25 protein-coding genes are annotated in these 26,973 nt (G+C 63.7%); 9 read left to right on the plus strand and 16 right to left on the minus strand.

Features of this window, described 5'->3' with window-relative positions; all coding sequences use genetic code 11:
- Positions 1 to 100 precede the first annotated feature (100 nt).
- The 3 genes from NA29_RS17065 to NA29_RS17075 all read left to right on the plus strand — a co-directional run bounded on the left by NA29_RS17065 (position 101) and on the right by NA29_RS17075 (position 3,295).
- The gene (locus tag NA29_RS17065) at positions 101 to 1,465 is read left to right on the plus strand and encodes an MFS transporter (RefSeq protein ID WP_039399801.1); all 1,365 of its coding nucleotides are present in this window, start codon (positions 101 to 103) and stop codon (positions 1,463 to 1,465) included.
- Between the two features lie 20 nt (positions 1,466 to 1,485).
- The gene (locus tag NA29_RS17070) at positions 1,486 to 2,475 is read left to right on the plus strand and encodes a substrate-binding domain-containing protein (RefSeq protein WP_039399804.1); all 990 of its coding nucleotides are present in this window, start codon (positions 1,486 to 1,488) and stop codon (positions 2,473 to 2,475) included.
- 169 nt (positions 2,476 to 2,644) lie between these two features.
- Complete coding sequence (locus NA29_RS17075; protein WP_306592129.1) at positions 2,645 to 3,295, plus strand: class II aldolase/adducin family protein; 651 nt, start codon at positions 2,645 to 2,647, stop codon at positions 3,293 to 3,295.
- Here the strand turns inward: NA29_RS17075 and NA29_RS17080 are convergent.
- Complete coding sequence (locus tag NA29_RS17080; protein WP_039399807.1) at positions 3,268 to 4,269, minus strand: cupin domain-containing protein; 1,002 nt, start codon at positions 4,267 to 4,269, stop codon at positions 3,268 to 3,270. The two genes, NA29_RS17075 and NA29_RS17080, sit on opposite strands and share 28 nt — an antisense overlap.
- Before the next feature lie 145 nt (positions 4,270 to 4,414).
- Between NA29_RS17080 and NA29_RS17085 the strand changes: the two genes are divergently transcribed.
- On the plus strand, positions 4,415 to 4,951 hold the full coding sequence (locus NA29_RS17085; protein ID WP_039399808.1) for a carboxymuconolactone decarboxylase family protein: 537 nt from the start codon (positions 4,415 to 4,417) through the stop codon (positions 4,949 to 4,951).
- 93 nt (positions 4,952 to 5,044) lie between these two features.
- Here NA29_RS17085 and NA29_RS17090 read toward each other — a convergent pair whose 3' ends face one another.
- The 3 genes from NA29_RS17090 to NA29_RS17100 form a co-directional block, all read right to left on the minus strand.
- Complete coding sequence (locus tag NA29_RS17090) at positions 5,045 to 6,493, minus strand: short-chain fatty acid transporter (protein WP_039399812.1); 1,449 nt, start codon at positions 6,491 to 6,493, stop codon at positions 5,045 to 5,047.
- Positions 6,494 to 6,535: 42 nt separating this feature from the next.
- Positions 6,536 to 7,480: a bifunctional Delta(1)-pyrroline-2-carboxylate/Delta(1)-piperideine-2-carboxylate reductase gene (gene lhpI / locus NA29_RS17095; RefSeq protein WP_039399815.1), complete on the minus strand. Its 945-nt coding sequence runs from the start codon at positions 7,478 to 7,480 to the stop codon at positions 6,536 to 6,538.
- Between the two features lie 72 nt (positions 7,481 to 7,552).
- Entirely contained in the window at positions 7,553 to 11,014 is a 3,462-nt protein-coding gene (locus NA29_RS17100) for a molybdopterin-dependent oxidoreductase (protein ID WP_039399817.1), read from the minus strand.
- 99 nt (positions 11,015 to 11,113) lie between these two features.
- Between NA29_RS17100 and NA29_RS17105 the strand changes: the two genes are divergently transcribed.
- Positions 11,114 to 12,040, plus strand: a complete 927-nt coding sequence (locus NA29_RS17105) for a LysR family transcriptional regulator (protein ID WP_039399821.1) — start codon at positions 11,114 to 11,116, stop codon at positions 12,038 to 12,040.
- Between the two features lie 52 nt (positions 12,041 to 12,092).
- Here the strand turns inward: NA29_RS17105 and pdxA are convergent, their stop codons facing one another.
- The 3 genes from pdxA to NA29_RS17120 all read right to left on the minus strand — a co-directional run bounded on the left by pdxA (position 12,093) and on the right by NA29_RS17120 (position 15,465).
- Positions 12,093 to 13,094 (minus strand): 4-hydroxythreonine-4-phosphate dehydrogenase PdxA, encoded by a 1,002-nt coding sequence (gene pdxA / locus NA29_RS17110; protein ID WP_039403864.1) that lies wholly within the window; start codon positions 13,092 to 13,094, stop codon positions 12,093 to 12,095.
- 95 nt (positions 13,095 to 13,189) lie between these two features.
- Positions 13,190 to 14,470 carry a four-carbon acid sugar kinase family protein gene (locus NA29_RS17115; RefSeq protein WP_039399823.1) on the minus strand — a complete coding sequence of 427 codons (1,281 nt, stop codon included), beginning with the start codon at positions 14,468 to 14,470 and terminating at the stop codon, positions 13,190 to 13,192.
- Positions 14,467 to 15,465 carry a 2-keto-3-deoxygluconate permease gene (locus NA29_RS17120; protein ID WP_039399826.1) on the minus strand — a complete coding sequence of 333 codons (999 nt, stop codon included), beginning with the start codon at positions 15,463 to 15,465 and terminating at the stop codon, positions 14,467 to 14,469. Before NA29_RS17120 ends, NA29_RS17115 begins: the two co-directional genes overlap by 4 nt.
- 353 nt (positions 15,466 to 15,818) lie before the next feature.
- On the opposite strand from NA29_RS17120, the gene NA29_RS17125 reads away from it, so the two are divergent.
- A complete protein-coding gene (locus NA29_RS17125) occupies positions 15,819 to 16,586 on the plus strand; it encodes a DeoR/GlpR family DNA-binding transcription regulator (protein WP_039399828.1) in 768 nt (255 codons plus the stop codon).
- A 53-nt stretch (positions 16,587 to 16,639) separates the two neighbouring features.
- On the opposite strand, the gene NA29_RS17130 is transcribed toward NA29_RS17125, so the two are convergent.
- Together NA29_RS17130 and argC are read right to left on the minus strand one after the other, a co-directional pair.
- Positions 16,640 to 17,098, minus strand: a complete 459-nt coding sequence (locus NA29_RS17130; protein ID WP_084103861.1) for an MEKHLA domain-containing protein — start codon at positions 17,096 to 17,098, stop codon at positions 16,640 to 16,642.
- A 126-nt stretch (positions 17,099 to 17,224) separates the two neighbouring features.
- Positions 17,225 to 18,151 carry an N-acetyl-gamma-glutamyl-phosphate reductase gene (gene argC / locus NA29_RS17135; protein ID WP_039399831.1) on the minus strand — a complete coding sequence of 309 codons (927 nt, stop codon included), beginning with the start codon at positions 18,149 to 18,151 and terminating at the stop codon, positions 17,225 to 17,227.
- Positions 18,152 to 18,288: 137 nt separating this feature from the next.
- Between argC and NA29_RS17140 the strand changes: the two genes are divergently transcribed.
- Positions 18,289 to 19,173 (plus strand): LysR family transcriptional regulator, encoded by an 885-nt coding sequence (locus NA29_RS17140; RefSeq protein ID WP_039399832.1) that lies wholly within the window; start codon positions 18,289 to 18,291, stop codon positions 19,171 to 19,173.
- A gap of 3 nt (positions 19,174 to 19,176) precedes the next feature.
- Here NA29_RS17140 and NA29_RS17145 read toward each other — a convergent pair whose 3' ends face one another.
- Complete coding sequence (locus NA29_RS17145; RefSeq protein WP_039399834.1) at positions 19,177 to 20,013, minus strand: intradiol ring-cleavage dioxygenase; 837 nt, start codon at positions 20,011 to 20,013, stop codon at positions 19,177 to 19,179.
- 125 nt (positions 20,014 to 20,138) lie between these two features.
- Positions 20,139 to 20,561 carry a winged helix-turn-helix transcriptional regulator gene (locus tag NA29_RS17150; RefSeq protein ID WP_224786906.1) on the minus strand — a complete coding sequence of 141 codons (423 nt, stop codon included), beginning with the start codon at positions 20,559 to 20,561 and terminating at the stop codon, positions 20,139 to 20,141.
- A 64-nt stretch (positions 20,562 to 20,625) separates the two neighbouring features.
- On the opposite strand from NA29_RS17150, the gene NA29_RS17155 reads away from it, so the two are divergent.
- Positions 20,626 to 21,573, plus strand: coding sequence for an aromatic alcohol reductase (locus tag NA29_RS17155; RefSeq protein ID WP_039399836.1), 948 nt, complete (start codon positions 20,626 to 20,628; stop codon positions 21,571 to 21,573).
- A 112-nt stretch (positions 21,574 to 21,685) separates the two neighbouring features.
- Here the strand turns inward: NA29_RS17155 and mctP are convergent, their stop codons facing one another.
- The gene (gene mctP / locus NA29_RS17160) at positions 21,686 to 23,182 is read right to left on the minus strand and encodes a monocarboxylate uptake permease MctP (RefSeq protein ID WP_039399838.1); all 1,497 of its coding nucleotides are present in this window, start codon (positions 23,180 to 23,182) and stop codon (positions 21,686 to 21,688) included.
- Positions 23,183 to 23,362, minus strand: a complete 180-nt coding sequence (locus NA29_RS17165) for a DUF3311 domain-containing protein (RefSeq protein ID WP_039399840.1) — start codon at positions 23,360 to 23,362, stop codon at positions 23,183 to 23,185.
- Positions 23,363 to 23,952: 590 nt separating this feature from the next.
- Between NA29_RS17165 and NA29_RS17170 the strand changes: the two genes are divergently transcribed.
- Positions 23,953 to 24,654, plus strand: coding sequence for an aspartate/glutamate racemase family protein (locus NA29_RS17170; protein WP_039403870.1), 702 nt, complete (start codon positions 23,953 to 23,955; stop codon positions 24,652 to 24,654).
- Between the two features lie 63 nt (positions 24,655 to 24,717).
- Here NA29_RS17170 and NA29_RS17175 read toward each other — a convergent pair whose 3' ends face one another.
- From NA29_RS17175 to NA29_RS17185, 3 genes are all read right to left on the minus strand, one after another.
- Positions 24,718 to 25,224 (minus strand): hypothetical protein, encoded by a 507-nt coding sequence (locus NA29_RS17175; RefSeq protein ID WP_039399842.1) that lies wholly within the window; start codon positions 25,222 to 25,224, stop codon positions 24,718 to 24,720.
- Between the two features lie 130 nt (positions 25,225 to 25,354).
- Positions 25,355 to 25,948, minus strand: coding sequence for a TetR/AcrR family transcriptional regulator (locus NA29_RS17180; protein WP_039399843.1), 594 nt, complete (start codon positions 25,946 to 25,948; stop codon positions 25,355 to 25,357).
- Positions 25,949 to 26,091: 143 nt separating this feature from the next.
- Positions 26,092 to 26,904 (minus strand): LysR family transcriptional regulator, encoded by an 813-nt coding sequence (locus tag NA29_RS17185; RefSeq protein WP_039403872.1) that lies wholly within the window; start codon positions 26,902 to 26,904, stop codon positions 26,092 to 26,094.
- Positions 26,905 to 26,973 lie beyond the last annotated feature (69 nt).

The following is a 26,973-nucleotide window of genomic DNA, read 5'->3' on the forward strand; positions in this document are numbered from 1 at the left end:
ACAAAAAATCACTCAGTAAAGTCGTCTCCGGAACACAGACAAAGACACTGCGAACCGGCGCTCGCCGGTATTCGACAGGTCGCCCATCCGGAGACAACGCATGGCCCATGACCTTCCGCCGCGACACGCCGGGCGCATCGACGTTCGCGAAGCGCTACAGTCCGCCCCGCTAGGGGCCTTTCACTATCGGCTCGCCACCCTGCTGGCGCTGATCCTGCTGTTCGACGGCTTCGATCTATACAACGCCGCGTACATCGTTCACGACGTCACCAGGCTGTGGCTTCTGTCGCCGAGTCAGATCGGCGTGCTGCTCTCGTGCGGGCTGGCTGGCTTTGCCGCTGGCTCGGCCGTCTCGGGTCCGTTCAGCGATCGCATCGGACGCCGCCGCGTACTGCTCACCGGCATCTGGTTGTCGGGTGTGATGAGTCTCGCCATCGCGCTCTTTGCGCACGACCTGCGCACGTTCATCGCGCTGCGTTTCGTGATGGGCATCTCGCTGGGTTTGCTGATGCCGGTGGCCGTCACGTACATCAACGAAATCGCACCCAAGCGCAGCGCCAACGTCTTCACCATCGTGTTCTTCTCGTGCGGCTGGATCGGAGGCGCGACGGCGTCGGGCTTCATCGCGGCGTGGCTGATTCCGCAATACGGCTGGCAGAGCATGTACTACGTCGGTGCGCTCTCAGTCGTGCTCGCGCTCGCGTTGCAATTCGTGTTGCCCGAATCGGTGTCGTTCCTCGCGAGTCGTGGCCGTCAGGACGAAGTGCGCGCACAACTGACCCGCCTGTGGCCCGCGCGTGCCGCCGAATTCGCGACGGCGACGTTCACGTCTCCCGATGCCGGTGTGAAAGCCGGTTCTGTCGCCGCGCTTTTCTCGCCCGAATTCCGCCGTCAGACGATCTGCCTCTGGTCGATGGGCGCGCTGTCGCTGTTCTCGTCGTACGGTCTGTCGGGCTGGCTGCCAACGATCATGCTCAAGCGCGGCGAGAATCTCTCGACGAGCTTCGCCTACGGGTCACTGCTGGTGTTCGCGTCGGCCTTCGGCAGCCTGCTCACGGGCGTGGTCGCGGACCGCATCGGCAATCGCCGTCTCGCCATGTCGCTCGCGTGGTTGTGCGGTGCTGCGGCCATCGGCGTGCTCGCGACGATCAGCGGCGGCTCGGTGACGTTCGTGGGCATTGTGGTGGCGGGCATGTTCGTCATCGGCACACAGACGGTGCTCAACAACCTCGTCGCCGTGAGCTATCCGACCGAGATTCGCAGCACCGGCGTGGGGCTGTATCTCGGCATCGCCCGCGTGGGTGCCATGTGCGGACCGGCCATCGCCGGTGTGCTGCAACAGGCGACGGGCGGCGCGGGCACGATGTTCTTCGTGCTCGGCGCAGCGCTCGTGACGGCGGCCGCACTCGTGTTCCTCGTCGCACGCCCCGAAAACCTGCCCAAAGCACCGGCCTTCGGTCACTGACAGTCTCTTCCGAACGTTCCATGTCCAGAATCTCGCTGTCCCTCGCCATCAACGACTACGACCACGTGCGCGATCTGCTCGACGCTCGCATCGCTGTCACCGGCATCGATCTCGTGCCGTCGGTCTTGCCGGTTGAAGAGATCTTCTATCGCACCACGCATTTTCAGGAGTGGGACCTCTCGGAGATGTCGCTCGCAAAGTATGCGTCGCTGCGCTCGCAGGGCGACGACCGGTTGATCGGCCTGCCGGTGTTTCCGTCGCGCGTCTTTCGCCTGTCGTCGCTCTATGTGAAGGCAGACGGCGGCGTGGTGTCGCCCGGTGACTTGCGCGGCAAGCGCATCGGTGTGCCCGAGTGGGCGCAGACGGCGTCGGTCTACTCGCGCGGCTGGCTCGCCCACGATCAGGGCGTTGCGCTCACGGAGGTCGAGTGGGTGCAGGGCGGCGTGAATCAGGCGGGACGCCGCGAGAAAGTCGCCGTGCGTGTGCCGGAAGGCGTGCGCTATCGCCCCTCGCCCGACAAATCGCTCACCGCCATGCTGCTCGACGGCGAGGTCGACGCCATTCTCAGCGCACGTCCGCCTTCACCGCCCGCCGGACGCGAGCACGAGATCGTGCGTCTGCTACCTGACTTCGAGACGGCCGAGCGCGCCTATTTCGAGCGCAGCGGCATCTTCCCGATCATGCATCTGATCGTCATGCGACGCGATGTCTTCACGGCGAATCGCTGGATCGCCAACAACCTCGTCAAAGCGTTCACGCAGGCGAAGGACGCCAGCATCGCCCGTCTCGAAGACATCACCTGCTCGCACTTCCCGCTCCCATGGATGAGCCAGCGTGCCGCCGAAGCGCGCGCGATGTTCGGGGGCGATCCGTGGCCTTATGGCGTCGCCCCCAATCGCATCACGCTCGACGCCTTTCTGCGATTCGCCTTCGAACAAGGCGTCTGTCATCGCCCGATGCAGGCCGACGATCTGTTTCCTCCCGAGGTGAGCGCCGCCGTGCGGGTTTGACACCCGCCCGGCACGTCGCGTCACCGTCCGACTATCGACACTCATTGCAAAACACCACTATGCAGGCCACCCCCCCTACACACCGGCGATCACCGAACACGACGCCGCCTCCATTGCGCAGCTGCGCGAAGACCTTGCCGCCGCCAACCACATCCTTGCGCATCACGAAGTGCTCGACGGCTTCGGGCATGTAAGCGTGCGCGACCCGCGCAACGCGGCGCACTTTCTGATCGCGCAATCGATGGCCCCCGAGCTGGTCACGCCGGACGACATTCTTACGCTCGACCTCGATTGCCAGCCGGTCGACGGCGACACGCGCAAGCGCTATCTGGAGACGTGGATTCACAGCGAGATCTATCGTGCGCGTCCGGACGTCAAGGCCATCGTGCACAGTCATTCACCGTCGGTGATTCCGTTTGCAGCGTCGTCGGTGCGACTGCGTCCCGTCTACCACATGGCCGGTTTTCTCGGCAGCGGCGCGCCGGTGTTCGACATCCGTCATTGCTTCGGCTGTACGGACATGCTCGTGCGCAACGGCGAGCAAGGTAAAGCGCTGGCCGACACGCTGGGCGACTCGGACGTCGCGCTCATGCGCGGACATGGCTTCGTGGCGACCGCGCCCACGCTGCCCGCCGCCGTCTATCGCGCGATCTACACCGAACTGAACGCCGGTATGCAATCGACCGCCATCGCGCTCGGCGGCGAGGTGACCTATCTCAGCGAAGAGGAAGGCAAACGCTCCACGGAAACCAACCTCGGCGTAATGGAGCGTCCGTGGACGTTGTGGAAACGTCAGGCGGCGGCCTTGCGCCGCGACTGATCGCCTTCATGGATCTCATGGGTCTGACGCGCCCGCGTGCGCCATTGCGCGGGCGTCACGCCAACGACCTTCTTGAACACGCGCTGAAACGCAGCGTCGGACTGATAGCCGACCGACTCGCCGATGTCCGCCACCGACGCCGTCGTGCTCGCGAGCTTTCGCCCCGCGATGGCCATGCGGATCTCGGCGAGGAAGTCGTGGGCTGAACAGCCTGCGGCCTCGTCGAAGCGTCTGGAAAACGTGGCGCGCGACATATGACACAGCGCCGCCAGATCGGGTAAAGACCATGGCCGTGCCGGGGCATCGAACATCGCCGCGAGCGCCGGTTGCAAGCGCGGCTCGCGAGCGAGCGCCAGCAATCCGCGCGACGAACTCTCCCCCTCACTCGCCGCGCGCAGCGTCATCGCAAACAACGCACCGGAGAGATTCCCGACGAGTGCTTCGCAACCCGGCTCTTGCGCCATCGTCTCGTCCCGCATGAGCGCAATCAGACGCGCCAGCCGATCCCCGATGCTCCCGGGCGCGGGGGCTTCATCCCCGTTCACCCCCTGACGTCCGCCACGCACGACCATGCGTGCAGGCAAATACGTCTGAAGCAGACCGTAAGGCACCGTACCGAAAAAGAAGCGGCCGCAAAGCACATCAGCGGCATCGGCCGCTTCGTCGTCCCCCTGCCGCACGATGGTGAAGCCAGCCCCCGGCTCGAAGCGCGGTGGCTCGGTCGGGCCGCCCTCTCCCTCGCTCAATGAGTGCGCATCCCCCGTCGGAAACATGACGATGTCGCCCGCCGTCATGACGACCGGCGGCCCATCGCCGGACGCAACCGTCGCGGTGCCGCTCAGCAGCAAGTGCCACGCGATCTGACTGTCGGCCGAGCGCCCCTCGTCAATGCGCCACGGCGCGCCGAAGTGACAACGAAAATCAAGCTGCCCAGTCACGGGAATCAGCGTCAGCAGACGATCCAGCAAATTCATATGATCTCGATCACCCAGTCAAATTGAGACGATTGAGCATGATACAGTCAAAATCAGGCATTAAAGATATCACCAATCCTCCCTAAGATGTGATCCATGCCGTCGCCACTGTGACGCGGTATCTCAACCCCTTAAGGAGCAAGCCATGAGCCGTATTTCTGCCATCTCGCCGCAAGACGCCACCGGTCAAACTGCCGAACTGTTCGCCAGGATCGAGGCGGGCGTGGGCAAGGTGCCGAACCTGTACGCCACCATCGGCGCTCACGCGCCGGACGTGCTCGCCAACGTCCTCGCCCTCGACGCCGTCATCGCCAAGACCAGCCTCGCGAAAAAGGACATCGAAACGATCCGTCTCGTCGTGAGCGAAGTCGGCGGTTGCGACTACTGCGTGGCAGCCCACACACTGATCGGCAAGATGTCGGGACTCGCACCGCAAGCCATGCGTGCAGTGCGTGCGGGTGTCGTGTCGGGCGACGACCATCGCGACGCTCTCGCTCACTTCGTGCGCAATCTGGTGACCACGAACGGCACCATCGACAAGAGCGAATATCAGCGCATTCGCGACGCTGGCTTCACGGAGCGTCAGGTCATCGAGATCGCGCTGGTGATGTCGGGCATCACGTTCACGAATCTGGTCAATCGCATCAACGACACGGATCTCGATTTCCCGCGTGCCGACTGATTCTTGACGAACGATCACGGACGATGAAAAAACAAAGCGCCTCCCGATATCGGCGGGAGGCGCTTTGGCGTCTGAACGCGTGTTCGCAGATCGTTAGGGCATGACCGGCGGGTGATACGTCAGCGTCTGCGCCAGCAACCAGAGCATGACGATGACCACCGGGAAGTGCACCAGCAACTGCGTGAACGTGTAGCCCACCACATCGCGGGCACGCAGTCCGAGCACGCCCAGCAGCGGCAACATCCAGAACGGGTTGATCAGATTCGGCAACGCTTCGGCCGCGTTATATACCGTCACGGCCCAGCCGAGGTGCACGTGCAGATCGTTGGCGGCCTGCATGACGTAGGGCGCTTCGATGATCCACTTGCCGCCGCCCGACGGCACGAAGAAGCCCAGCACGGCCGAGTACACCCCCATCACGCCCGGAAACGACTCCTGCGACGAGATTGCCACGAAGAAACTCGACAGATGGTGCGAGAGCGTCTGCCCGTCCAGCCCGGGCGCCTTCGTCAGCAGGTAAGCGATGCCGCCGTACAGCGGGAACTGAATCAGCACGCCCGCCACCGATGGCACCGACTTCGCGATGGCGTCGAGGAACCGGCGCGGACGCCAGTTCAGCAACATCCCCAGCATCAGAAACAGAAAGTTGTACGTGTTCAGGTTCGAGATGGCGAGCAGCGGGTCTTTGGTCGTGAACTCATGTCCGATCCACAGCGCACCGAGCGCCACGATCAGCACCGTCACGAGCGGGCTGTACTCGAGCCAGTCGCCAGGACGCTGCGGGCGCACGTACGGCTTCGACGCATCGTCGAGCGACACGCCGAGATCGGCGGCCACCTTCGCACGCGCATCACGCGGCGCGGAGTAGTAAGCGAGGATCACGGAGACGACCGTCAGCACGGCGGCAATCGCCATCGACTGCGGCAGGAAAATGGTGTCGGAGAACGGGATGACGCCGGTGATCTCGATGAGCGCCTTGGGCAGACTCGCCGGATTCGCCTGCAACTGCGCGGCCGACGAACTCAGGCCTAGCGCCCACGTCGCGCCCATGCCCAGATACGCCGCTGCGCCACCCGCACGGTAATCCATGCGGATATCGTCGCGTCGCGCAATCGCGCGCACCAGCAGGCCGCTGAACACGAGACTGATGGCCCAGTTGAACAGGGAGAGCAAGATACTCACGAACGCCACATACGCGACGGCGCTGCGACCGCTGCGCGGCACGGCGGCCATCTTGCGAATCAGCACGGCCGCCGGGGGCGAGACCGCCACCACATAGCCCGAGATAGCGACGATCGCCATCTGCATCGTGAACGGGATCAGGCTCCAGAAGCCGTCGCCGAACGCGACGCCGACCTTGACCGCAGGCACCCCGATGGCGAGCGCCCCGCCCGCACACACGATGACGGCGAGTGCGGCGAACAGATAGGCGTCAGGAAACCAGCGCTCGGACCAGCGTGTGACCGATGCCGCCAGACGTTCGAGGAGCCCGCCGTCGTGCGGCGCCTCCGTCGTGCTCGATAGTGAAGTTCCCGGTTTCATTTCCTGCGTTCCCCTTGCTTGATGTGGCTTGAATTGGATGGGTCAGGTGCCCTGCGTCGCTCGCCAGACCAGCATGGCGGCAGCAAGGTCTTCTAGTGCGGTGCCCACGGCCTTGAACACCGTGCGCTCGTCCTGTGTGCTGCGGCGAATGCGTCCGTCGCGGCACAGATCGGCCAGCGTGCCGCGCACGTCCTCTTTCGTGAAAACGCCGCGCGACATCGGCCCGAGCAACTCGCCGGACTTCGCCAGCGCTTCCGCCGTGTCGACGAACAGCGTTGCACTCGCAAAGCAAGCGTCGTCGGCTTCGCGCATCTGCGGCGTGAAGCTGCCGATCAGATCCAGATGCACGCCCGGCTTGAGCCATTCGGCCTGCACGACCGGCTCGGTCGCGAGCGTGGCGCACGTCACCACGTCGGCATTCGCCACAGCCTCTTTAGCCGTTGCGCTGACCTGCGCCTCGAAGCCCTGCTCGCGCAGGCCATCGACCACGCGGGCAGCGGCTTGCGCATCGCGGTCCCACACGCTCACGTGTGTAATGGGGCGCACTGCACGATGCGCGGGCGGCACCAGTGAGCCGACGCGTCCGGCGCCCAGCAGCGCGAGATGCGACGCGTCTTCGCGTGCCAGATAGGCCGCCCCCAGCGCCGAAGCAGCCGCCGTGCGGCGCGACGTGATCTCGTTGCCGTCCATCTGCGCGAGCGGCACACCGGTCGCGGCGTCGTACAGCAAATAGGTTGAATGCAGTCCCGGCACGTTCCTCTGGGCGTTCGCCGGCGCGATGTTGACGGTCTTGATGCCAAGGAAACCGCCCGGCTGCCAGGCAGGCATGATCAGCACGGTCACAGACGCGCCCGTCGCCGGATCGGGAATCACGTGCGTATGGCGCAGCGGCACTTCGCATCCTTGCACGAACATGGCGTTCAGCGCGTCGAGCAGCGGGCCAACCGCGAGGGCGTTGCGGGTGGCGGCGGCGTCGATGATTTTCATGGATTGCGTCCTCTTCAGAATTGGGGGATGAAATTCGGATAAATCTGATGTCGATCTCAGGCGTTGCGGGCTTCAGGCGTCGATCACGACCGCTTCGCGCGGAATGGCCTGACACGCCAGACACATGCCCGGCTCGTCGAGCGCAACGTCGCCCATGTGATCGATCTCACCTTCCAGCACACGCACGGCGCAGCTTTCGCACTGCCCGACGCGACACCCGCTCGGCAGCGACAAGCCCAGCGACTCGGCGAACGACAGCAGGCTGCCGTGCGACGGTGTCCACACCGCCTGACGGCCTGAGCGGGCGAACGTGACGGGCCACGCCGCGTCGGCATCGACGCGCGGAGCGGCCGGTGAGCGGAACGCTTCCTTGAACATGTCGAACGCCGGAACGCCACGCGCAGCCAGCCCGCCCATCACCGCCACCATCATCGGCTCAGGACCGCAGAGATAAACGCGGGCGCGGCGGGCGATCAGGTCGTCGGACACCACCGCCGCCGACAATCGTTCGGCCGACGCGTAGTCGCGCCCAAGCACATCGACGTCGCGCGGGGCGTCGTAGTAGTTGACGATGTGCACGTTGGGCAACTGCTGCGCCAGCGCCGCCAGACGATCGCGAAACGCGTGCGTCGCGCCGTTCCGGTTGGCGTAGTGCAGCCAGACTTCCGGCGTCTGCGTCAGGCCGCAACCGACTTGTTCCGCCAGCGACTCCAGATAGCAGAGGAATGGTGTGATGCCGATACCACCAGCGAAGCAGATCACCGGATGACGGCTTTGCAGCGGCATGACGAAGCGTCCCGACGGTGCGCCGAGTTCGATCACGTCGCCCACGCGCGCGCCGGTGTTCAGCCAACCGGAGACAACGCCCGCGAACGGCTCGCCGCTGGCGGTGCGCCCCTGCTGATGTCGCACGGCAATGCGATAGCCGCGTCGCGCGGACTCATTGGCAGGGCCGGTCAGCGAGTAAGCGCGTGTGACCGGTGTCAAGTGACCGGGGATGGGGACGCGCACGGTGACATGCTGTCCGGCGAGATAGTCCGGCAGACCCACGTCGTCCAGCGGTTCGAACGCGATGGCGCGCACGCCGTCGGCAGCCGCATCGAGTTCGCTGACGCGAAAGCGCGCCAGTCCTTCCCACGGACGACGTGCGGGATCGCTCGCGGGATCGCGCGCCACGTCGCAGCGGAACGAGCGCAACGGCGACGAGCCGCTGATCGGGTCGATGTCCTGCGTCGTCACCAGTGCGTTGTAATTGCTCGACTGCTCGCCCGTCATCGTGAAGCCGCGACGTCCGACGCTGTCGCACGCTTGCCACCAACCGTACTCGGCGAGCAGCACGTCTTCTCCGACACCCGCGTCGAATGCCGCACGAAAACGCGCGACACCGGCAGGCGTCGTCACGCGAACCCAGTCGCCTTCGGCGATCTGCTTGCGCTGCGCCAGCGCGGGATGCAGATGCACCACCGGATCCGGCGCGCGCATGCGCAGACTGGCCAGTCCGCGATGCTGGCTATGGCAGTAGTAACCGTTCTTCGTCGAGCCGAGCACCAGCGGGAAACGACACGCTTCGTCATCGGTGAGTGCATGCGAAGCGACGTGCATCGGCACCGGCGCATAGCCGTGGCGCAGCAGAAGCTCGGAATACAGTTCGATACGTCGCGTCTGAGTCGCGAAGCCGCGTACGCCGCCGGATTCGCCGCGCGCGTATTTGCGTTCGTATTGCGGTTGCGGACGCGAGATACCCTCGGGATGCGCGCGCAGCGTCTGCACATCCAGTCCCGTCGGCGCGAGTTGATGATTCCACCCCGCTTCCAGGCTGCCGCCGAAGAATGCGTCGCCCATGCCCAGCCGCACGGCAAGATCGAACACGATGTCGTTGTCGCTGCGCGACTCGCCACGCGGCGACACCATGCGCTGACGCAACTGAATCAGGGCGTCCGCCTGATCGTCGATCTCGAAGCCGGGACGCAGGCCTTCGCGCTCCCACGGCGTATTCACCGGCAGCACGATATCGGCGTAGCGCGACGACGGCGTTTCGAACAAATCGCAATGCACGTGAAATTCGAGCGTTTCGAGCGCAGCACGCGCCATCTCGTAATCGGCCTGCGACGCCAGCACGTTGGTGCCGAAGCAGAACAGCGCGCGCACGCGATACGGGTCGCCTTCGAGGATGGCGCGATAGGTGTCGCGTGCCGTCACCCAGCCGCGTGCGGGCGGCCCCAGCGGACGCTCGTCGATGCCCAGCGCTTTTGCCTGTTGTTCGGGACTCAGAAGTTCGTGCTGCGCGACTGCGTTCACTGGCTGACGCGTCATCACCCGGTTGCCGCCCCGTCGATCGACGCTGCCGGTAAGCGCGTAGAGCACAGCGATGGCGCGCTCGATCTGCGTGGCATTCGCGTGCTGAGCGACGCCCGACCATGCGTGATACGCGACGCGTTGCGTGCCGTCGAAGAGCGCAGCGGCCGCATCGAGTTGTTCGGGCGACACGCCGCACAGTTCGCTGACGGTCGTCGGATCGTACGGGGCAAGGCCTTCGCAAAGCAGATCGAAAGCCGGACGGCAGACGATGCGCGCGCCGTCGCACCCATCGACGGTGAATTCGCCGCGCAGGGCCGCGCGATTGGCGGCGTCGCGCGTCAGTGCATGGGTCGTGTCGTAGATTTGGGCAGCGGAGGCAGCGTCATCCCAGATGACGAAGGCGTCCGGCGCAGCGCCCGAATCGGGCGTCGCCAAATCTTGCGCGCGCAGAAAGTGTCCGTTGTCATTGCGTACGAGCAAGGGTGCGTTGGTCCAGCGACGCACGAAGGTCTCGTCGAAACGGTTGTCGTCGATCAGACGGCGCGCGAGCCCGAGCGCCAGCGCCGCGTCTGTGCCGGGACGCACCGGTAACCAGGCATCGGCCGCAGCGGCCAGCGGCGTCTTGCGCGGATCGACGACGAGCAGACGCGCGCCACGCGTGCGGCCGCGTCCGATCGCGTTCGCTTGGCTCAGCCACGTGCTCGTCGGGTTATGGCCCCAGAGCATGATGACGTCAGCCTGCGAATAGTCCGCCGTCGGCATGCCGCAGCCGAACGTGAACGCGTGCGCGAAGTCCTTGTGCCAGTTGCAGATTTCCGTCGCGTAGACGGTGTTGGGGCTGCCGAAGACCCGGATGAAGCGCTCGATCCAGTCGATGCTGTCCGACAGCGGCGTGCCGCTCGGCGTGGTGACGCCGAACGCCACAGCATGCGCCCCGCTCTCACGACGGATATCGCCCAGACGCGCGGCAATCTCGGTCAGCGCTTCGTCCCACGAAATGCGCTTCCAGCGCGGATCGTCGGCCCCTTTGGGTGCGGTGCGGCGCAACGGCGTGGTCAGGCGATCCGGATGATGCACCAGTTCCGGCGCGGCGCGGCCCTTGCGGCACATGGCTGCGCCGTTCGGGTGCGACGGATCGGCCTCGACCGCGATCAGCGCATCGTTTTCCACGCGATTGAGTGTGCCGCAGCGGGATCTGCAAAGCGTGCAGAACCCGGGCTTGACCTCCTGAACCATATCCCGTGCATCTCATATATGAAGCGATGTTTCGATGCTATACAGGCGACAGTTTTATTACTAATATAAAAAATATAGTTTGCAATATTGATCTTTTAAATGAAGCCTACCCTGCGTCAGATCGAGTATTTCGTGGCCGTGGCCGAGACCGGGCAAGTGATGCGGGCCGCCGAGCGGTGCAGCGCGTCGCAGTCGTCGCTGACGATTGCTTTGCAGAACCTGGAGGTGATTGTCGGCACGCCACTGTTCGTGCGACACGCGAAGGGATTACGTCCCACGGAAGCGGGCGAACGGTTCCTGCGGCACGCCTATCGCATCCTCAACGCGACGGACGACGCCTTGCATGAAGCCCGCACGCTGCCCGACGACGCGGGCGGGCGGCTGCGGCTGGCCGTCACGGAGACGATTTCCGCCTATTTGCTGCCGTCGGTGGCGAGCACCTTGTCCAAGCGCTTTCCCAACGTCGAACTCACGCTGATCGAGGGCGACCGTCGCGAGCTGGAAACGGCCGTGCTTGCGGGCGACGTCGATCTCGCCTTGCTGCTGGTGTCCAACGTCGTCGCCGACGGTCTCGTCTCGCACACGTTGTTGCGCTCCACGCGGCGGCTCTGGACGAACCCGGGGCATCCGCTGCTGGACAAGCCGACGGTCACGCTAGACGACGTGCGTGGGCAGCGCTTTTTGCTGCTAGACATGGACGAGCATGTGCAGACGGTCGAGCGTTACTGGCATGCGGCGCATGTCGAGCCGGTCGTGCATTTCCGCACGCGCTCGATCGAATCGATTCGCAGCCTGGTGGCGCAGGGGTATGGGGTTTCGATTCTGTCGGATCTCGTCTACCGGCCATGGTCGATCGATGGCGGACGCATTCTACGACGGGATCTCGGCACGGGCGTGCCGTCGATGGATGTGGGATTGGTGTGGGCGGAGCGACGTCCGCCGCAGGGGCTGACCGAGCGTATCGTCGGCGCGCTACGCACGCTCATCCGCGAAATCAACGATCGCGGTCATATGGGGGTGGCGTGATCGAAGACGCGGGTCGCTGACAGTCGTCAACGCCCCACGCCGTCCAAATGCATCAGCCGCGACGCGTCGCCAGCTCAGCCCCCTGACGCAGCGCTTCGAGCAGGCTGCCTTCGTCGGCAATGCCCTTGCCTGCGATGTCGAACGCCGTGCCGTGATCGACCGACGTGCGCACGACTTGCAGACCGACGGTCACGTTCACGCCTGCTTCGAGGCCCAGCACCTTGACCGGGCCGTGGCCCTGATCGTGGTACATGGCGACGACCAGATCGAAGTCGCCACGGCCTGCGCGGAAGAACAGCGTGTCGGCCGGAAGCGGGCCTTCGATGTCCCAACCGCGCTCGCGCAGCAGTTGCACGGCGGGTACGATCTTCTCTTCCTCTTCGCCATAACCGAACAGCCCGTTCTCGCCCGCATGCGGGTTGATGCCGCACACGGCAATGCGCGGATTCGCAATGCCCGCCTTCACCAGCGTGGCGTGACCGCGCTCGATCGTGCGCTGCACCAGCCCCGGCTCGATCTTGCGAATCGCGTCGATGATGCCGATGTGCGTCGTCACGTGGATCACGCGCAGTTGCGGCGCGACCAGCATCATCGACACTTCTTCCACGCCCGTCAGATGCGCCAGCATCTCGGTGTGACCCGGGAACTTGTGACCGCCAGCGTGCAGCGCTTCCTTGTTGAGCGGTGCGGTGCAGATCGCGTCGATTTCCCCGGCTTCGGCCAGCTTCGCAGCGTGCGCGATGTACTGATACGCCGCGTCGCCCGCAATCGCCGACAGTTCGCCGAACGGCAGGTCTTCCGGGATCAGACCGAGGTCGATGCATTCGATCACACCGCGCGCGAACGTCGCCTCACTGACCGTCTTGATACGACGTACGGTGAGCGGCTGCTTCACGATGGCGATGGCTTGCTCCAGACGACGTGCGTCGCCGATCACCACCGGACGGCACTGCTGATAAACGCTCTCATGCGCCAGACTCTTGACGATGATTTCGGGGCCAACGCCCGCCGCATCACCCATGGTGATGCCGATAACAGGGAGGTAAGGGTTCATGGCGTTTGCGTTCATATCCGTTTTGTTGGGTTGCCCGGCGCTCAGGCCGGGGCGATTTCCAGGTGTTTCGTTGGCGGTCGGCGTCCGGGACGGCATCAACCGCCCTTCCCGACGCTCGCGTGCGCCGCGGCGCGCAAGTGACGATAGGCGCTGTGCAGCGCCGCTTCGCCACCGAATGCGCCAGCCTTCGTGACAATGCGCATGGGTGCACCGTTGGCGGGACGTCCGACGGCCACGCCCGGCTCCACTTCCGACAGCAGTTCCAGCGCGCCGATGTCCGCCGCGCTCAACATGGCACGGGCCGTTTCACCGCCCGTGACGATCAGTCCCGATAGCTTCGTGAAGTGCGGCGCAATCAATGCCGCCAATGCGGCCGAGAGTTGCGCGCCTTCGGCGGGATCGAACGCATCGTCGCGTCCGATACGCACGAGCAGGTCGGTGCCTTCCCCGATGGCTTCGCCGATGCGTTCGCACCACACAGCGCTCTGCGGATGCGCAGCACCTGCACGCAATACGGCAGGCGGCACGACCCACTCCACGACCGCATTGTCTTCGCACAGTCGCGCACATTGCTGCCGTGAGACGGCCGACAAGCTGCCGACGAGCGTCAACACGCGGCCGTTGCCGTTATCGGTGTCCATGTTGCTCGCCGCTTCTGCCGATTGCGTTGCACCCTCCGGCACCTCGAACAATTCCGGCAATTCGGCCAGTTCACGAGCGAGACCGCCCGATCCGACCCAGAAGATCTCCGTGAGCGATGTGCTGGCGCGCGCAAGCATAGCAAGGTCGTCGTCGGTCTGCGCATCGACGATCAGCGCCGTCACGCCCGCCGCACGCGCCTGCGCGACGATGCTGGCCAACGCCGATGTCACCTGCGCGAGTTCGTCTCGCAGCGTCTCGGCGGACACCGTCTGCGTGACCATCCCGGCCGCGCTCAGCATGGGTGCGAGACGCGCTTCCTGCCCTTCATGCTCCAACTGCCACGTGTCGGTCTCGGCCAGCGGCACACCGCGCACGAAGACTTCGCCGTTGCGCACGGTGCGTCCTGTCGCGGGAAACGCGGGCGCTACGACCGCCAGTCCCGCGAGCGGCTGTAAGGCCGCCACTTCGGCGACCCAGTTACCACGCAACGTCGAGTCGATTTTCTTGTACAGACGACGGCCCGGCGCCGCGAGTCGCTGCCAGGCTGCGACCGCGCGTGCAGCCGCTTCACCCGGTGTGAGACGCCGCGTGTCGGTGTCGATGGCGACGACTTGTGCCGAGGCATTGAAGCCGTCGACGTCCAGCGACACCACACTGCGCCGTCCGGCATTGGTAAAGCCAATGGCACAGTCGGCAGCGCCGGACAAATCGTCGGCGACAATCAGAACACTCACTGCACCGCTCCCTTACCCGAGCCCGCTGCGTTTGCCGTGTTGCGCGCCATCGCACGCTTGGCGACGGCCGCCGTCAGAATCGGCGAGACGATGGCGGTCACCACCACGCATGCTGCCACGAGCAGCGTCGCGCTCTTGGCGGCTTCTTCGTAGACGGGGTTCGCGGCCGCGATCAGCGCAGGCACCGCCGCCGCATTCCCTGCCGTGTTGGCAGCGGCCGTACCGGCCACGCCCGTGCCGCCCGTCAGGCGGTCGACGATATAGAGCGGAATGCCCGTTACGACAACGACGGCGAAACCGAGCAGGATGCCCAGCAGACCCGCTTGCCAGACCTTGTGCAGATCGAGGCCAGCGCCGAGCGCCAGCGCGAAGAACGGAATCATGACGGGGACAGCGCGGCCCAGGAAGTCGCGCATTTCGCGATCGAGGTTACCGAGCAGCATGCCCACGGCCAGCGGCAGAATGCTGCCGACCAGCGTCGGCCACGGGAACGCGGACAAACCGGCGACGCCCAGCGTGACCATCGTCAGGAACGGACCCGATTCGAGCGACATGATCGTGTACGCGCCCACGTCTTCCGAACGGCCGTACTGGCCCATCAGCGCCATGTACAGGCCACCGTTGGTGTCGTTCATCGCAGCGACCACGGCCAGCGTGGAGATGCCCGCGAACATGCCCGACGTCACCGGCGCTTCGCCCAGGAAGTGACCCAGCACGATGCCCACGACAATCGCCGCGCCCACCTTGGCGGCGAACAGCGCGCCCCCCTTCTTGACGAGGTACAGCGTGGCCTTCACGTCGATGCTCGCGCCCATGCAGACGTAGAACACCGCGAGAATCGGCAGCGCGCCCGTGAACAGCGCATTCGTGAACGAGCCGAAGAACTTCGGCATGCCCGGCATGAACGTGGCAATCAACGAGCCGATCAGCAGGGGGACAATCATCATCCCGCCCGGTACGCGTTCGATGCCGCGCTTGATACGAATTTGAGCCATTGTTGTCTCCCGACTGATATCGATATTGATTAATCAATCATTATTTTGATCGATTTGAGCAGACGGAAGTCTAATCGCTGCCAGAAAAATGTGCAAACTTTGTGACTAGGGGTTTATCCTTGGGTGAAATCGGTCAAAACAGAGGCATCCGGATCGTCAAAATGATCGAATCGATCATTTTTGATAAATGACACGCTGGATGTCCCCGCTCCCGCCCGTTTGCCAACGTGCGCGCCGGATTGCGGGCATCGCAAGCTACACTATGCGCGCCGTGCGGCGAACCTGCTGTCAGCCCTGACGGCGTTGCGCTAGCCCGCGAGATTTCGTCATTCGTATCACTGAGCGATCCCTCCATGAAAGTTGCTAACCGCCGCGAGGCGATTTTCAAAGCTGTCCTGTCGGGCATGACCGATGTGGCTGCGCTATGTGCGCACTTCGGCATGTCGGAGGCGACCGTGCGGCGCGACCTGCGCGCGCTGGCCGATGAACGCCGCATCGTGCGCACTTACGGTGGCGCGGCAGCGCCCGTACGCATGCACGAACCGGAGGAATCTCTGGAATTGCGTCGCGAGAGTTTTCGCGAACAGAAGGACGCCATCGCCCGCGCTGCCGTCGCGCACGTCGCCGACGGCGACACGATCTTCCTCGATGGCGGTACGACGACCGAAGCGATGGCGCGTTTCCTCGCGGGACGCGAGAGCGTGCAGGTCGTCACGAACAATTTGCTCGCCGTCGGTGCGCTGGCCGCCAACAAGGTGCCGGTGACGCTTATTGGCGGCGACGTGCGCCCGTCGAGTATGAGTGTGCTCGGGCCGCTGGCACAGCTAGCGCTCTCGCGGGTCTCCGTCGACAAGGCGTTTCTCGGCGCGGATGGTGTCGTCGCCGGACGCGGACTGTGCGAAGCGTCCGCCGAACAGGCGTGGCTCAAGGAATGCATCATCCGCCAGTCCGCCAGCGTCTATGTATTAGTGACGGCGAACAAACTCGATCGCGCGAGTCAGCAGCACTGGACACCGCTTGAGCGCGCATGGACGCTCGTCACCGACGCACGCCCGGACGACGGCGCGCTCGCCAGCTTCCACAAGCATCCGGAAATCGCCGTCGAATCGGTGAATGGCTGAAGGTGTGACGCGAGGCGTCGTTCGCCTCGCGTGCATCGATTTGCACCGACCGATCACATATCGCGAGTGCGCGGAATAACGACGGCCTGCCCATGCAGCTTGCCGTCGTCGTCGATCAATTGCCACAGCGTGGCCTCTTCGATCATGAAGCGCTCACCGGTCTTGGTGATGCGCACTCCTTTGTAGCCAGTCTCGTAGCCCAGACGCTGAACGCGTTCGAGGAACCGCTGACGCTCCTCGCGGTTCGGCGCTTCGGCCGACAGGCGCGACGGCAGACGGGTGATCTCATCCCAGGCGTAACCAAAGCGGCGCTGCGCCGTCTTGTTGCCGTACATGAACACCGGATCGGCGGCCGTGTCGTGCGCGAGCACGGCAAACGGTGCATGCTCGTAAAGCCATTCGGCCGCGTCTTCGGAGGAAATGTCTTGCGGGACGAGCGGGCGGCCAAGCAGTCGTGCGTAGCTATCCGCCAGAAGTTGAAAAAACGCAGGATCAGAGTGAAGCGGCATCATTAGGGAATCGTCGACGACAAAATGCGGGAGCCCTGACCATACAGCACCCGCGCGATGCTCCGAGGGCAGGTCCCCGGCAAAACAACGGCATCCGAGGACGCCGTTTGCTTGCCACGGCCGTCAGTGCTACTGAGTGAGCATCAGGTCCAGATTCTGAATCGCCGCCCCAGACGCGCCCTTGCCGAGGTTGTCGAGTACCGCTGCCAGCAGGATCTGACCGTTTTCCGGGTGCGCGAACACGCTCAGTTGCATGACGTTCGTGCCGTTCATCGCCTCAGGATTGAGATGTTTCACAACGCCGGGCGCGTCCATCGGCATCACTTCGACGAATTTTTCATCGGCGTAATGAGCCGACAAAGCGTTGTGCAACGCGCGGCCGTCGACGCCCGGTGCCAGCAAGCGCGCCTGAAGCGGAATCGTCAGCACGATGCCTTGCCGGTACGCGCCGTACGACGGCAGGAACAGGGGACGAAACGCAAGACCCGAGCGCTGCTCGATCTCCGGCGCGTGCTTGTGCGACAACTCCAGCCCATACACAAGGTACGTCGACCGCGGCGACGCGTTCGGGCCTTCGTGCTCCTCGACCCCGGCACGCCCGCGACCGGAATACCCCGACACGGCATTGATGCTGATCGGGTAGTCGCGCGGGATCAGCCCGGCGTCGACCAACGGCCGCAGCAGACCCACCGCACCAGTCGGATAGCAACCGGGGTTCGACACGCGTTTGGCGCTCGCCACACGCGCCGCGTGCCCTTTCGCCATTTCGGGAAAGCCGTACACCCAGTCGGCGTGCGTGCGATGCGCGGAGCTTGCATCGATCACGCGCACATGCGGATTGACGATGGACGCGGCGGCTTCGCGCGCGGCGGCGTCCGGCAGACAAAGAATGGCGATGTCGCAGCTGTTGATCGCCTCGGCGCGATGCTGCGGATCCTTGCGATGGGCGTCCGGCAACGTGAGCAGTCGAATATCGGTGCGTCCACGCAGTTGTTCGTGGATCTGCAATCCCGTGGTGCCCTGGTCACCATCGATAAAGACAAGCGGAGAAGACATATCGGATACCCCATCAGTGGATCGTGAACCTCATCGAAGTGGTATCTTCTCGCCACGAGCGAAATAAAAAAAGTTGAATTTCGTGAATCTGAAATTCTAATTTTCTGAATTACACCTGACGAGATGACGGTGACGATATGAGAGAGATCAGTCTCGACCGATTGAAGACGCTGGTGGCCGTCGCCGACAGCGGCTCGTTTGCCGACGCGGCGCAGGCGCTGCACCTCTCGCCACCGACCGTCAGCCTGCATATCTCGGATCTGGAAGCACGTGTTGGCGCACAGTTGTTATCGCGCAAGCGCGGACATGTTCGGCCGACGTCGGTCGGCGAAGCACTGGTCGAACGCGCCCGGCGGCTGCTAGCCGATGCGGAGCGCACGCTGGAGGACATCGAGCGGCATGCGCAGGGACTGGCGGGACGGGTGAGGATCGGCGCGTCGACGGGGGCCATCGCGCATTTGCTGCCGCAGGCGCTTGAAACGTTGCGCCTGGATCATCCGGATATCGACGTGCAGGTCGCCATCCTCACGTCGCAGGAGACGCTCAGCCGCCTGCATCGCGGCGCACTCGATCTCGGGCTGGTGGCGTTGCCGCAATCGCAGGTCAAAGGGCTCACGCTACGGCAATGGCGTCGCGATCCGGTGATGGCCTTCCTGCCTGCGCATTGGGAGATGCCCAAACGCGTGACGCCGGACTGGCTCGCCACCCAGCCGCTCATCCTGAACGACAGCACGACACGCTTGTCGCGTCAGACGGCCGAATGGTTCGCCGCCGCCGGGCATCATCCAACGCCACGCATCGAACTCAACTACAACGACGCCATCAAGAGCCTCGTAGCCGCCGGGTACGGCGCAGCGCTTCTGCCGCACGAAGCCACGACACCCCACACGGACGAGCGCATCGCCATGCGTGCGCTGCGTCCTGCGCTGTGGCGCGATCTGGGCATCGCGCATCACACGGGGCCACTGGAGCGCTCAACCCAGCATGTGCTTGACGCACTGTGGGGACTGCGGCTGCGATAGCGCTCAACCCCTGGCGACAGGGTTAAGCACGAAGTCGTAATGCAGTGCGTAGCTGCCATCCTCACGGCGGACCCACGGTGCGATCAGTGACTGACGCACACCGAATACCGCGTCCGAATCGAGCCATTTGTCGTCTTCGCGAAAGACATGCGTGACCAGCGTCTCGTATCCCGGCGCTTCGATACGGAAGTGCAGATGCGCGGGACGCCACGGATGCCGCGCGGTGGCCGTCAGCAACTCGCCGACCGGCCCGTCGGTCGGGATCGGATAGGCTTGCGCCAACACTGTGCGGAACCGGTACATGCCCGCCTCGTCGGCATGGAGCACGCCGCGCCCCTGCGCGGTGTCGAGGTCGTCGCGTTGCACGTCGTACAAGCCCTGCGCGTCGGCCTGCCACACGTCGATCCGTGCGCCTGCAACGGGACGTCCGTCCAGCCCGCGAATGCTGCCGCTGACTTCGCACGGCTCGCCCGATGCACCGTTCGCCACGTCGTCGCCGTTCTCGTAATGCGGTGCACCGTCGACAAAGAACGGCCCGAACACCGTCGCCTCGGTGCATTCCGGCGGCTTCGCATTATTCATCGCGACAGTGAGCATCGACAGGCCCAGCACGTCGCTTAACAGGATGAATTCCTGACGCTTGTCGTTGCACTTCTGGCCTGTCGCCGTCAGAAACGCGATCCCCCGGGCCCACTCGTCTTCCGTCAGATTCACCTCGCGCGCAAAGTCGTGCAGGTGGCGGATGAGGCTCGTGAGCACTTCGCGCACGCGTGGGTCCGGCGTGCCCGCCAGGCGGTCGATCGCTTCCTGCGTGATCGTGTGTTGATCGAGATTGCGCATCGCGTGTCCTTGATGTCTTGGGGCGGCCGGTCGATTCGAAACAGGGGCCCGATGTTTGGGTGCAAGCTCGGGTGCAGGCATTGTTGCGCAAAACGCGGCCGAACGCCTTGCAGACTGGCGACGGCTCAGGGCGTCTTGTCGTCGAATGCCTTGCGCGCCTCGCGAAAATCGTCAGCGTTGTCCATCACCCAGCGCCACAGCGGCACCATGCCGACAAGCAACCCGCGCCCCAGTTCGGTCAGCCGGTAATCGACACGCGGGGGCACTTCGTCGTAGTCGTGGCGCGCAATCAGCCCGTCGCGCTCCAGCTGGCGCAGTGTGCGGGTGAGCATGCGTTGCGTCACGCCATTGAGCCGACGGGAAATCTCGGCATGCCGCAACGTACCGCCCACGCCCAACGCATGCACGACGCCTAGCGACCAGCGGTTACCGGCATGTGCCAGGAGCTCGCGCTTGAGGCCGTCGTCATCTGCGCTGAGCGCGTCGCACGCCGCTTGCGATTCCTGAAGGAGCGCTTCGAATGAGGAGATGCCGGGAGGCAGTATCACGCGTGTACCTTCTTATCAAAGAGCTGGAACGTCCCTATTATTCGCAACTTCACAGGAGTTGCAAATGACCACTCGAAATCCTTCGGAAAGCCGTGTGCTGGTGCTGGGCGCGGGAGAACTCGGCGAATGCGTGCTGCGCGAGATGAGCGCGATGCGTGATGCCGGGCGCGTCGCATCCCTCTGCGTATTGCTGCGACCTGCGGCCGCCGATTCGGCACAGCGCGCGGCACTCGTTACGCGGCTGAGCGACCTCCGGATCGACATCGTCGAAGCCGACCTCGCGAGCGTGTCGGAAGAGGCGCTCGCCACCCTCTTCCAACCGTACGACCAGATCATCTGCTGCACCGGATTCGTCGGTGGTTCCGGCACGCAGCGCAAAATCACGGCGGCCGTGCTCAAGGCCCGCGTCGCGCATTACATTCCGTGGCAGTTCGGTGTCGATTACGACGTCGTCGGCCGGGGCAGCGGTCAGGACGTCTGGGACGAACAGCTCGACGTGCGCGACATGCTGCGCGCACAGAACGACGTGCGCTGGACCATCGTTTCCACCGGTATGTTCATGAGCTTCGTGGTACTGCCCGATTTTGGACTGGTAGACGTTGAGCAAGGCGTTGTGCACGCGTTGGGTGACCCCGACTTCGCGCTTACCGTCACGACACCGGAGGACATCGGCCGTCTCACCGCGCAGATCGCCGTGTCGCGGCCGTCGTTCGACGATCAGGTCGTACACGTCGCGGGCGACACGTTCACCTACCGCGAACTGGCGAGCACGCTGACGACCGAACTCGGACGTCCGTTCTCGGTGGAGTGCTGGGAAGTGCCGCAATTGAAGGCCGACGCCACAGCGCACCCGGAGGACACGATGCGCAAATACCGCCTGTCGTTTGCACGTAAGGACGGCGTGGCGTGGCCGAAAGACGAGACGTTCAACGCGAAGGCAGGAATTCCTGTCACCGGCCTCGCGGCGTGGCTGAGCGAGTGGCACGCACACGGGTTCGATAAAGTCCGATGACACGAAAAAGGCGCCGCATGTCCGGGAATGATCCCGGCAGGCGGCGCCCTTATGCGGCGCACTCATGCGACGCACTATGCCACGCGCACTGCGCGTGGCAACCGCTCAGCGATTACGTCGCACTACGCAGCGCCGGGCGCGACCCCTTGCCCAGCACCAGATTGGCGACCACCGCCACGACGACGTTCAGCGCCAGCGCGATCAGGCCAGTGTACATCGCGTACTGGTCACCGCCCACCGTGAACGAGTGCACCGGTTTGATGCCGTCGGCGAACGCCATCCAGCTTCCACACACGATCCCGACGGCCCAGCCGCACAGCAACGCACGCGCGCCGAACCAGCCTACGAACAGGCCGAACACGAGCGCCGGGAACGTTTGCAGAATCCACACGCCCCCCAGCAATTGCAGGTCGAGTGCGAACTTCGTCGGCAGGAACAGGATGAACACCAGCGCACCCAGCTTCACGACCAGCGACACCACCTTGGCCACCTTCGCTTCACCCTCGTTCGAAATCCCCGGGTTGACGTACGGCTTCCAGAAGTTGCGCGTGAACAGGTTCGATGCGCCAATCGACATCACGGCTGCGGGCACCAATGCACCAATGGCAATCGCGGCGAACGCAAAGCCTGCGAACCAGCTCGGGAACAAACCGTTGAACAACGCCGGTACGACGTCGTTGTTGGTCTGCACCTTCACACCGGCGGCGTAAGCCATGAAGCCAAGCAGCGCGATCAGGCCAAGCAAAACGGTGTAGGCGGGCAGGAAGACAGCGTTCTTGCGAATCGTGTTCGCATCCTTCGCGGCGAAAATGCCCGTGAGGGTATGCGGGTACATGAAAGCAGCCATCGCCGAGCCAAGCGCCAGCGTGGCGAACGGCAGGAACTGCGATGGCTTGAGCGTCAGGCCGGTCGCCCCGCCCTTGTTCGCGAACACCTCGCGCGCCGAGTCGAACACGACACCGTAGCCGCCGAGCTTCGCGGGCACGACGACCACCGCCACCAGCACCACGATGTAGATCATCAGGTCCTTGACGAAGGCGATCAGCGCCGGTGCGCGCAACCCTGCCGAGTATGTGTACAACGCAAGAATCACGAACGCGGCGAGCAGCGGCAGCTCACCCGTCAGTCCCAGCGCCTTGATCACGACTTCCATACCGATCAGTTGCAGCGCGATGTAGGGCATCGTCGCCACCACGCCGGTAAGCGCGATCGCAAACTCCAGCGGACGCGACTGATAGCGACCGTAGACCACGTCGGCCGCCGTCACGTGACCGGCCTTGTGCGCGGCATGCCACAGCTTGGGCATGATCAGGAAAACGATCGGGTAGACGAGAATCGTGTACGGCAGTGCAAAGAAGCCGTACGCGCCGACGGCATAGACCAGCGCCGGGACGGCGATCACGGTATAAGCGGTGTAAAAATCGCCGCCCACGAGGAACCACGTAATCCACGCGCCAAAGTTACGGCCACCGAGGCCCCACTCGTCCAGATGCGCGCCTTTGTTGGACGGTCCCGCCATCCAGCGCGACGCCCAGAACCCCATGACGGTGACGAGGATGAAGAAAAATACGAAGACCGCTAGCGCAGTCCAGTTGATACCGGCATCCATTTATTCTTCCCCTTTCTTCAGACCATCGCGAAACACGATCCAGATCAGCAGCGAGGTCAGCGGCACCCAGGCAAACTGGTACCAGTAAAAGAAAGGGAATCCCCAAAGGGCCGGCAATTCTTTGTTGTAGAAAGGCACCCACAACAAGCCGATAAACGGCAGCAATAGCAATAACCGCATCTCAGCAGTCTCCTCTTGTTCTAGTTCGATCAAAGCGCATGTAAATCACGCTTAAATGCACTCTAGCCGATGGAATGTGCTTTTGCCGATGCGCCGCAAAGCCCCATGAACAGTGGGGTTTCAGGGTAAGCAGAAGACGTTGCGCGTGACGAAACATTTAAGCCCGATGCGCAAGTTCAACGTTCGTTTTGTTCGGTGAAATCGACGTGCTTTAACGTCGATTTCACCGGGACTTACGTTGAAATATCAGGCATGGATAATGCCCGAAACGATAAGTACAACGCCCCTGCATTGTGGATAAAAATACGCAGGCTCGTTGAATTCTCCGCATTAAAAAATCTTGACTTCGGGTGATTATCGTCTACGTGATCCTACGTAGTGGGCCTGCACATGCGTAACCAATACCGCACGTCGCCGCGAATCATGCCGTCGTGTCGCGCATGACTTACTCGCACAGCGTGACCTCGTTCGCTGCATCGACGGTCGCCGGGTAGTATTAGAGGAATTTGGTCGCGATCGCCGCATCACAGGTCACTGCCAGGTCGTCGCCAATGCGGCGGCAAGTCTTCTTCACCGAACAAGGAATATTCATGCGCACTATCGGCCTGATCGGCGGCATGAGCTGGCAATCCAGCGTGGAGTACTACCGCATCGTCAACGAGGCGGTGCAGGCGAAACTCGGCCCGCTGCGCTCAGCGCAGACACTGATGTTCAGCGTGGATTTCGGCCCGATCGAGCGTGCCCAGCATGAAGGACGCTGGGATGACGCCGGTGTGATGTTGCGCGAGGCGGCGAAGCGTCTGGAAGCGGGCGGTGCGGACTGTGTGGTGTTGTGCACGAATACGATGCACAAGCTCGCGAACTACATCGAAGACGCCGTCTCGATCCCGCTCATCCACGTGGCAGATCCGGTCGGACATGCCGCAAAGGCACGCGAGATTACCTGCGTCGGCCTGTTAGGGACGGCGTTCACGATGGAGCAGGATTTCATCAAATCACGACTGCATCAGAAGTTCGGACTCGACGTGCTCGTGCCGGACAGCGACGACCGCGCCGCCGTGCATCGTGTGATTTACGACGAGCTTTGTGTCGGCGTCGTCAGCGACGCGTCGCGCGCCGTCTACCTGGATGTGATGCAACGGCTCGCCGCACGCGGCGCACAAGCCATCGTCCTCGGCTGCACCGAGATTTCGCTTCTGGTGAAGCCGGAACACACCGACCTGCTGCTGTTCGACACCACCGAATTGCACGCGATGGCAGCGGTCGACTTCGCGCTCGACGGCGTCGTCTGATACTGCATCGAAGCGGGAGGGGTAAGAGCGTCGAATCATCTCGACGCCCTCCCGCACATTCGCTCACACCGTCTTTTGCGCGCGGCTACGTTGCGAACGAAGCCACAGGAATTGCACGATCGAGCCGAGTACGAAGATGCCCAACCACGTGCCGAGCGCGCCGCGCACGAGCGGCGACTCCGGACCGCTCGCGAGCGGATGGCTCGCAGGCAAGCGCGTCAGCGTCTCGTTGATCCCCGGTACTAGCAGCAGAAAGAAGCTGAATCCGAAAGCGAACTGGGAGAGGTACGGGCGCACACGTCCCAGAAAATCGATCTTCGGGATCAGCAAGCCACCCAGCGTGGCGAGCAACGCCAGAATGCCAAGCGCATGACCAACGTTGAACCCGCCGGTACTCGACAGCCCGAACGACGTGAGCACCGAAACCAACATTCCGACCAGATAGAGTCGGCCGGAACGACTGCCTGGATCGATCTTTCGATAGCGGACGAAGCTGGCGATACCCGCCGCGAACGTCACAACACTGATGGCGGTATGCACCGCGCCCAAGGTGGAAATAGGATGAGGCATGGAGGGGACTCCTTCGACCGACTAGTTGGTTGGTTTCATACTTCAAAAAGTGGGCGCAATTGCGCCCTTTCGTGCCTGCTCGTCCGAACGACGATCAGTGCGTCGACGTCAGTGCATCGACGTCATTTCCTCAGACGCCTTTCGCGTCATTCAAACGGCTGATCGCCACTTGCGAAATCGCCTGAAACGAATCCGCGTTGCCCAATGCCCGTGCCGTCAGCATGGCGCCGTGCACCGTAGACATGAACGCCTGCGCCTCGACCAGCGCGCTGCCGTTCAACCGGAACTGCCCCTGCGCCACACCGACTTCGAGCACCGATGCGAGCCATGCCGTCAGATCGTCGAAATAGCGACGCACCTCGTCGGCAATTTCCGCCGGGATCATCGGTAATTCAGCCGCCAGCATGGCGCAGATGCACATAGGCATCGAGCCGTCGCGAATGCACTCCGCCCAGTAATTCGTGTAGGCGGTGAGGCGTGCCGTCGGATCGGCCACGTGGCGATCAAGCGCCGCCAGCCCGTCGCGCGCCTGCTCGCGATGCCGCTTGACCACCGTCAGCACCAGATCCGCTTTGCTCGGAAAGTGATGATGAATGCTGGCCTTGCCAATGTTCACCCGCTCGGACAGATCGGCGTAGCTGAACCCGTGATAACCGCCCGCCGCCAGTAGTTGCTTCGTGTGATCTGCGATTTCGGTCGCTCGGGGAGACAGCTCGACGCTCATAGTCCTTAACTCGATTAGACGAAATGGCGCGTGAAGCCCGACCTCACGCGCGGGTTCGACGCCGATGACAGCGTCCAATGTCAGCCAATCTACTAGTTGGTTGGTTGCGCGTCAAGTGCCCTTCGGCGATGAACCTCAATACCTTAGGCCAACGCCGACACCGCCGACGCATTGGCCCGCAATTGCTCGACCAGCATCGCCAGAACGGGTTTGTCCAACGCCTGCACGGCGTAGCAAAGGCCCACGCGGCGCGACATTTCAAATCCGTCGATTGACCGAACGGCAATCCCGGCACCGCCCCGCGCCAACGACTCCGGCGCGACGCAGGCCCCCAACCCGGCCGCCACCAGACTCAGCGCCAGCCCAAGCGTTTCCGCATGCGCGGCCGGTGTGCCCGCCGCCGCGCCGTAGTAGGGCAGCAAGCGCTGGTGTGTCGGATGCGTCGGGCAGACGATCCACTGCAGAGCATCGGCATCGCGCCCCTCGGGAATCGCCAGCACGTAAGGCTCGACGAAGAGCGGCAAGAACAGTTCATCCTCACAGCGCGCGTCCTCGGTGGACAGGCGCGCATCGCCCTTGCAGCCGTCGAGCAGACTTACGAACAGCGCGGGCACCGCTTGCTGCGCCAGACCAAGAAATCGTGCGACATCCTGCGCAGCAATATCAGCCTCAATTCCGATATCGATACCCGAAACATGCCCACTTTGACGGAATTGTCTCGTCATGGATTCGGTCTGAGACAGAATCCGACGCGCTTGCGGATACAGTATGCGAGCGGCTTCGGTCACGGCGACGCCGCGCGCTTCGCGTAGAAAGAGTTGCGTGCCCAGCAAGTCCTCAAGACTCTTGATCGTGCCGGACAACGCGGGCTGACTAAGATGAAGACGGCGCGCGGCCCCCGTGATGTTGCGCTCTTCAAAGACGGCGATAAACGCCTTTAGCTGACGACCATCCATAAGTTTCTCCGATTCCTGCGAAAAGAATAATGCATTTTTCGCCGTCGGCATTTGTGTCTAGACTTTGAT

Origin of the sequence: Pandoraea sputorum (genome assembly GCF_000814845.2) — a bacterium.
GTDB classification, from domain to species: Bacteria; Pseudomonadota; Gammaproteobacteria; order Burkholderiales; family Burkholderiaceae; genus Pandoraea; species Pandoraea sputorum.

Coding starts and splice junctions, on each gene's coding strand:
- NA29_RS17170 (WP_039403870.1), top strand. CDS start 23,953: ATGCGCACTATCGGCCTGATCGGCGGCATGAGCTGGCAATCCAGCGTG.
- NA29_RS17065 (WP_039399801.1), top strand. CDS start 101: ATGGCCCATGACCTTCCGCCGCGACACGCCGGGCGCATCGACGTTCGC.
- NA29_RS17145 (WP_039399834.1), bottom strand. CDS start 20,013: ATGCGCAATCTCGATCAACACACGATCACGCAGGAAGCGATCGACCGC.
- NA29_RS17070 (WP_039399804.1), top strand. CDS start 1,486: ATGTCCAGAATCTCGCTGTCCCTCGCCATCAACGACTACGACCACGTG.
- NA29_RS17105 (WP_039399821.1), top strand. CDS start 11,114: ATGAAGCCTACCCTGCGTCAGATCGAGTATTTCGTGGCCGTGGCCGAG.
- NA29_RS17185 (WP_039403872.1), bottom strand. CDS start 26,904: ATGGATGGTCGTCAGCTAAAGGCGTTTATCGCCGTCTTTGAAGAGCGC.
- pdxA (WP_039403864.1), bottom strand. CDS start 13,094: ATGAACCCTTACCTCCCTGTTATCGGCATCACCATGGGTGATGCGGCG.
- NA29_RS17165 (WP_039399840.1), bottom strand. CDS start 23,362: ATGCGGTTATTGCTATTGCTGCCGTTTATCGGCTTGTTGTGGGTGCCT.
- NA29_RS17155 (WP_039399836.1), top strand. CDS start 20,626: ATGACCACTCGAAATCCTTCGGAAAGCCGTGTGCTGGTGCTGGGCGCG.
- NA29_RS17090 (WP_039399812.1), bottom strand. CDS start 6,493: ATGAAACCGGGAACTTCACTATCGAGCACGACGGAGGCGCCGCACGAC.
- NA29_RS17085 (WP_039399808.1), top strand. CDS start 4,415: ATGAGCCGTATTTCTGCCATCTCGCCGCAAGACGCCACCGGTCAAACT.
- NA29_RS17100 (WP_039399817.1), bottom strand. CDS start 11,014: ATGGTTCAGGAGGTCAAGCCCGGGTTCTGCACGCTTTGCAGATCCCGC.
- NA29_RS17080 (WP_039399807.1), bottom strand. CDS start 4,269: ATGAATTTGCTGGATCGTCTGCTGACGCTGATTCCCGTGACTGGGCAG.
- NA29_RS17120 (WP_039399826.1), bottom strand. CDS start 15,465: ATGGCTCAAATTCGTATCAAGCGCGGCATCGAACGCGTACCGGGCGGG.
- NA29_RS17180 (WP_039399843.1), bottom strand. CDS start 25,948: ATGAGCGTCGAGCTGTCTCCCCGAGCGACCGAAATCGCAGATCACACG.
- NA29_RS17140 (WP_039399832.1), top strand. CDS start 18,289: ATGAGAGAGATCAGTCTCGACCGATTGAAGACGCTGGTGGCCGTCGCC.
- mctP (WP_039399838.1), bottom strand. CDS start 23,182: ATGGATGCCGGTATCAACTGGACTGCGCTAGCGGTCTTCGTATTTTTC.
- argC (WP_039399831.1), bottom strand. CDS start 18,151: ATGTCTTCTCCGCTTGTCTTTATCGATGGTGACCAGGGCACCACGGGA.
- NA29_RS17175 (WP_039399842.1), bottom strand. CDS start 25,224: ATGCCTCATCCTATTTCCACCTTGGGCGCGGTGCATACCGCCATCAGT.
- NA29_RS17125 (WP_039399828.1), top strand. CDS start 15,819: ATGAAAGTTGCTAACCGCCGCGAGGCGATTTTCAAAGCTGTCCTGTCG.
- NA29_RS17130 (WP_084103861.1), bottom strand. CDS start 17,098: ATGATGCCGCTTCACTCTGATCCTGCGTTTTTTCAACTTCTGGCGGAT.
- lhpI (WP_039399815.1), bottom strand. CDS start 7,480: ATGAAAATCATCGACGCCGCCGCCACCCGCAACGCCCTCGCGGTTGGC.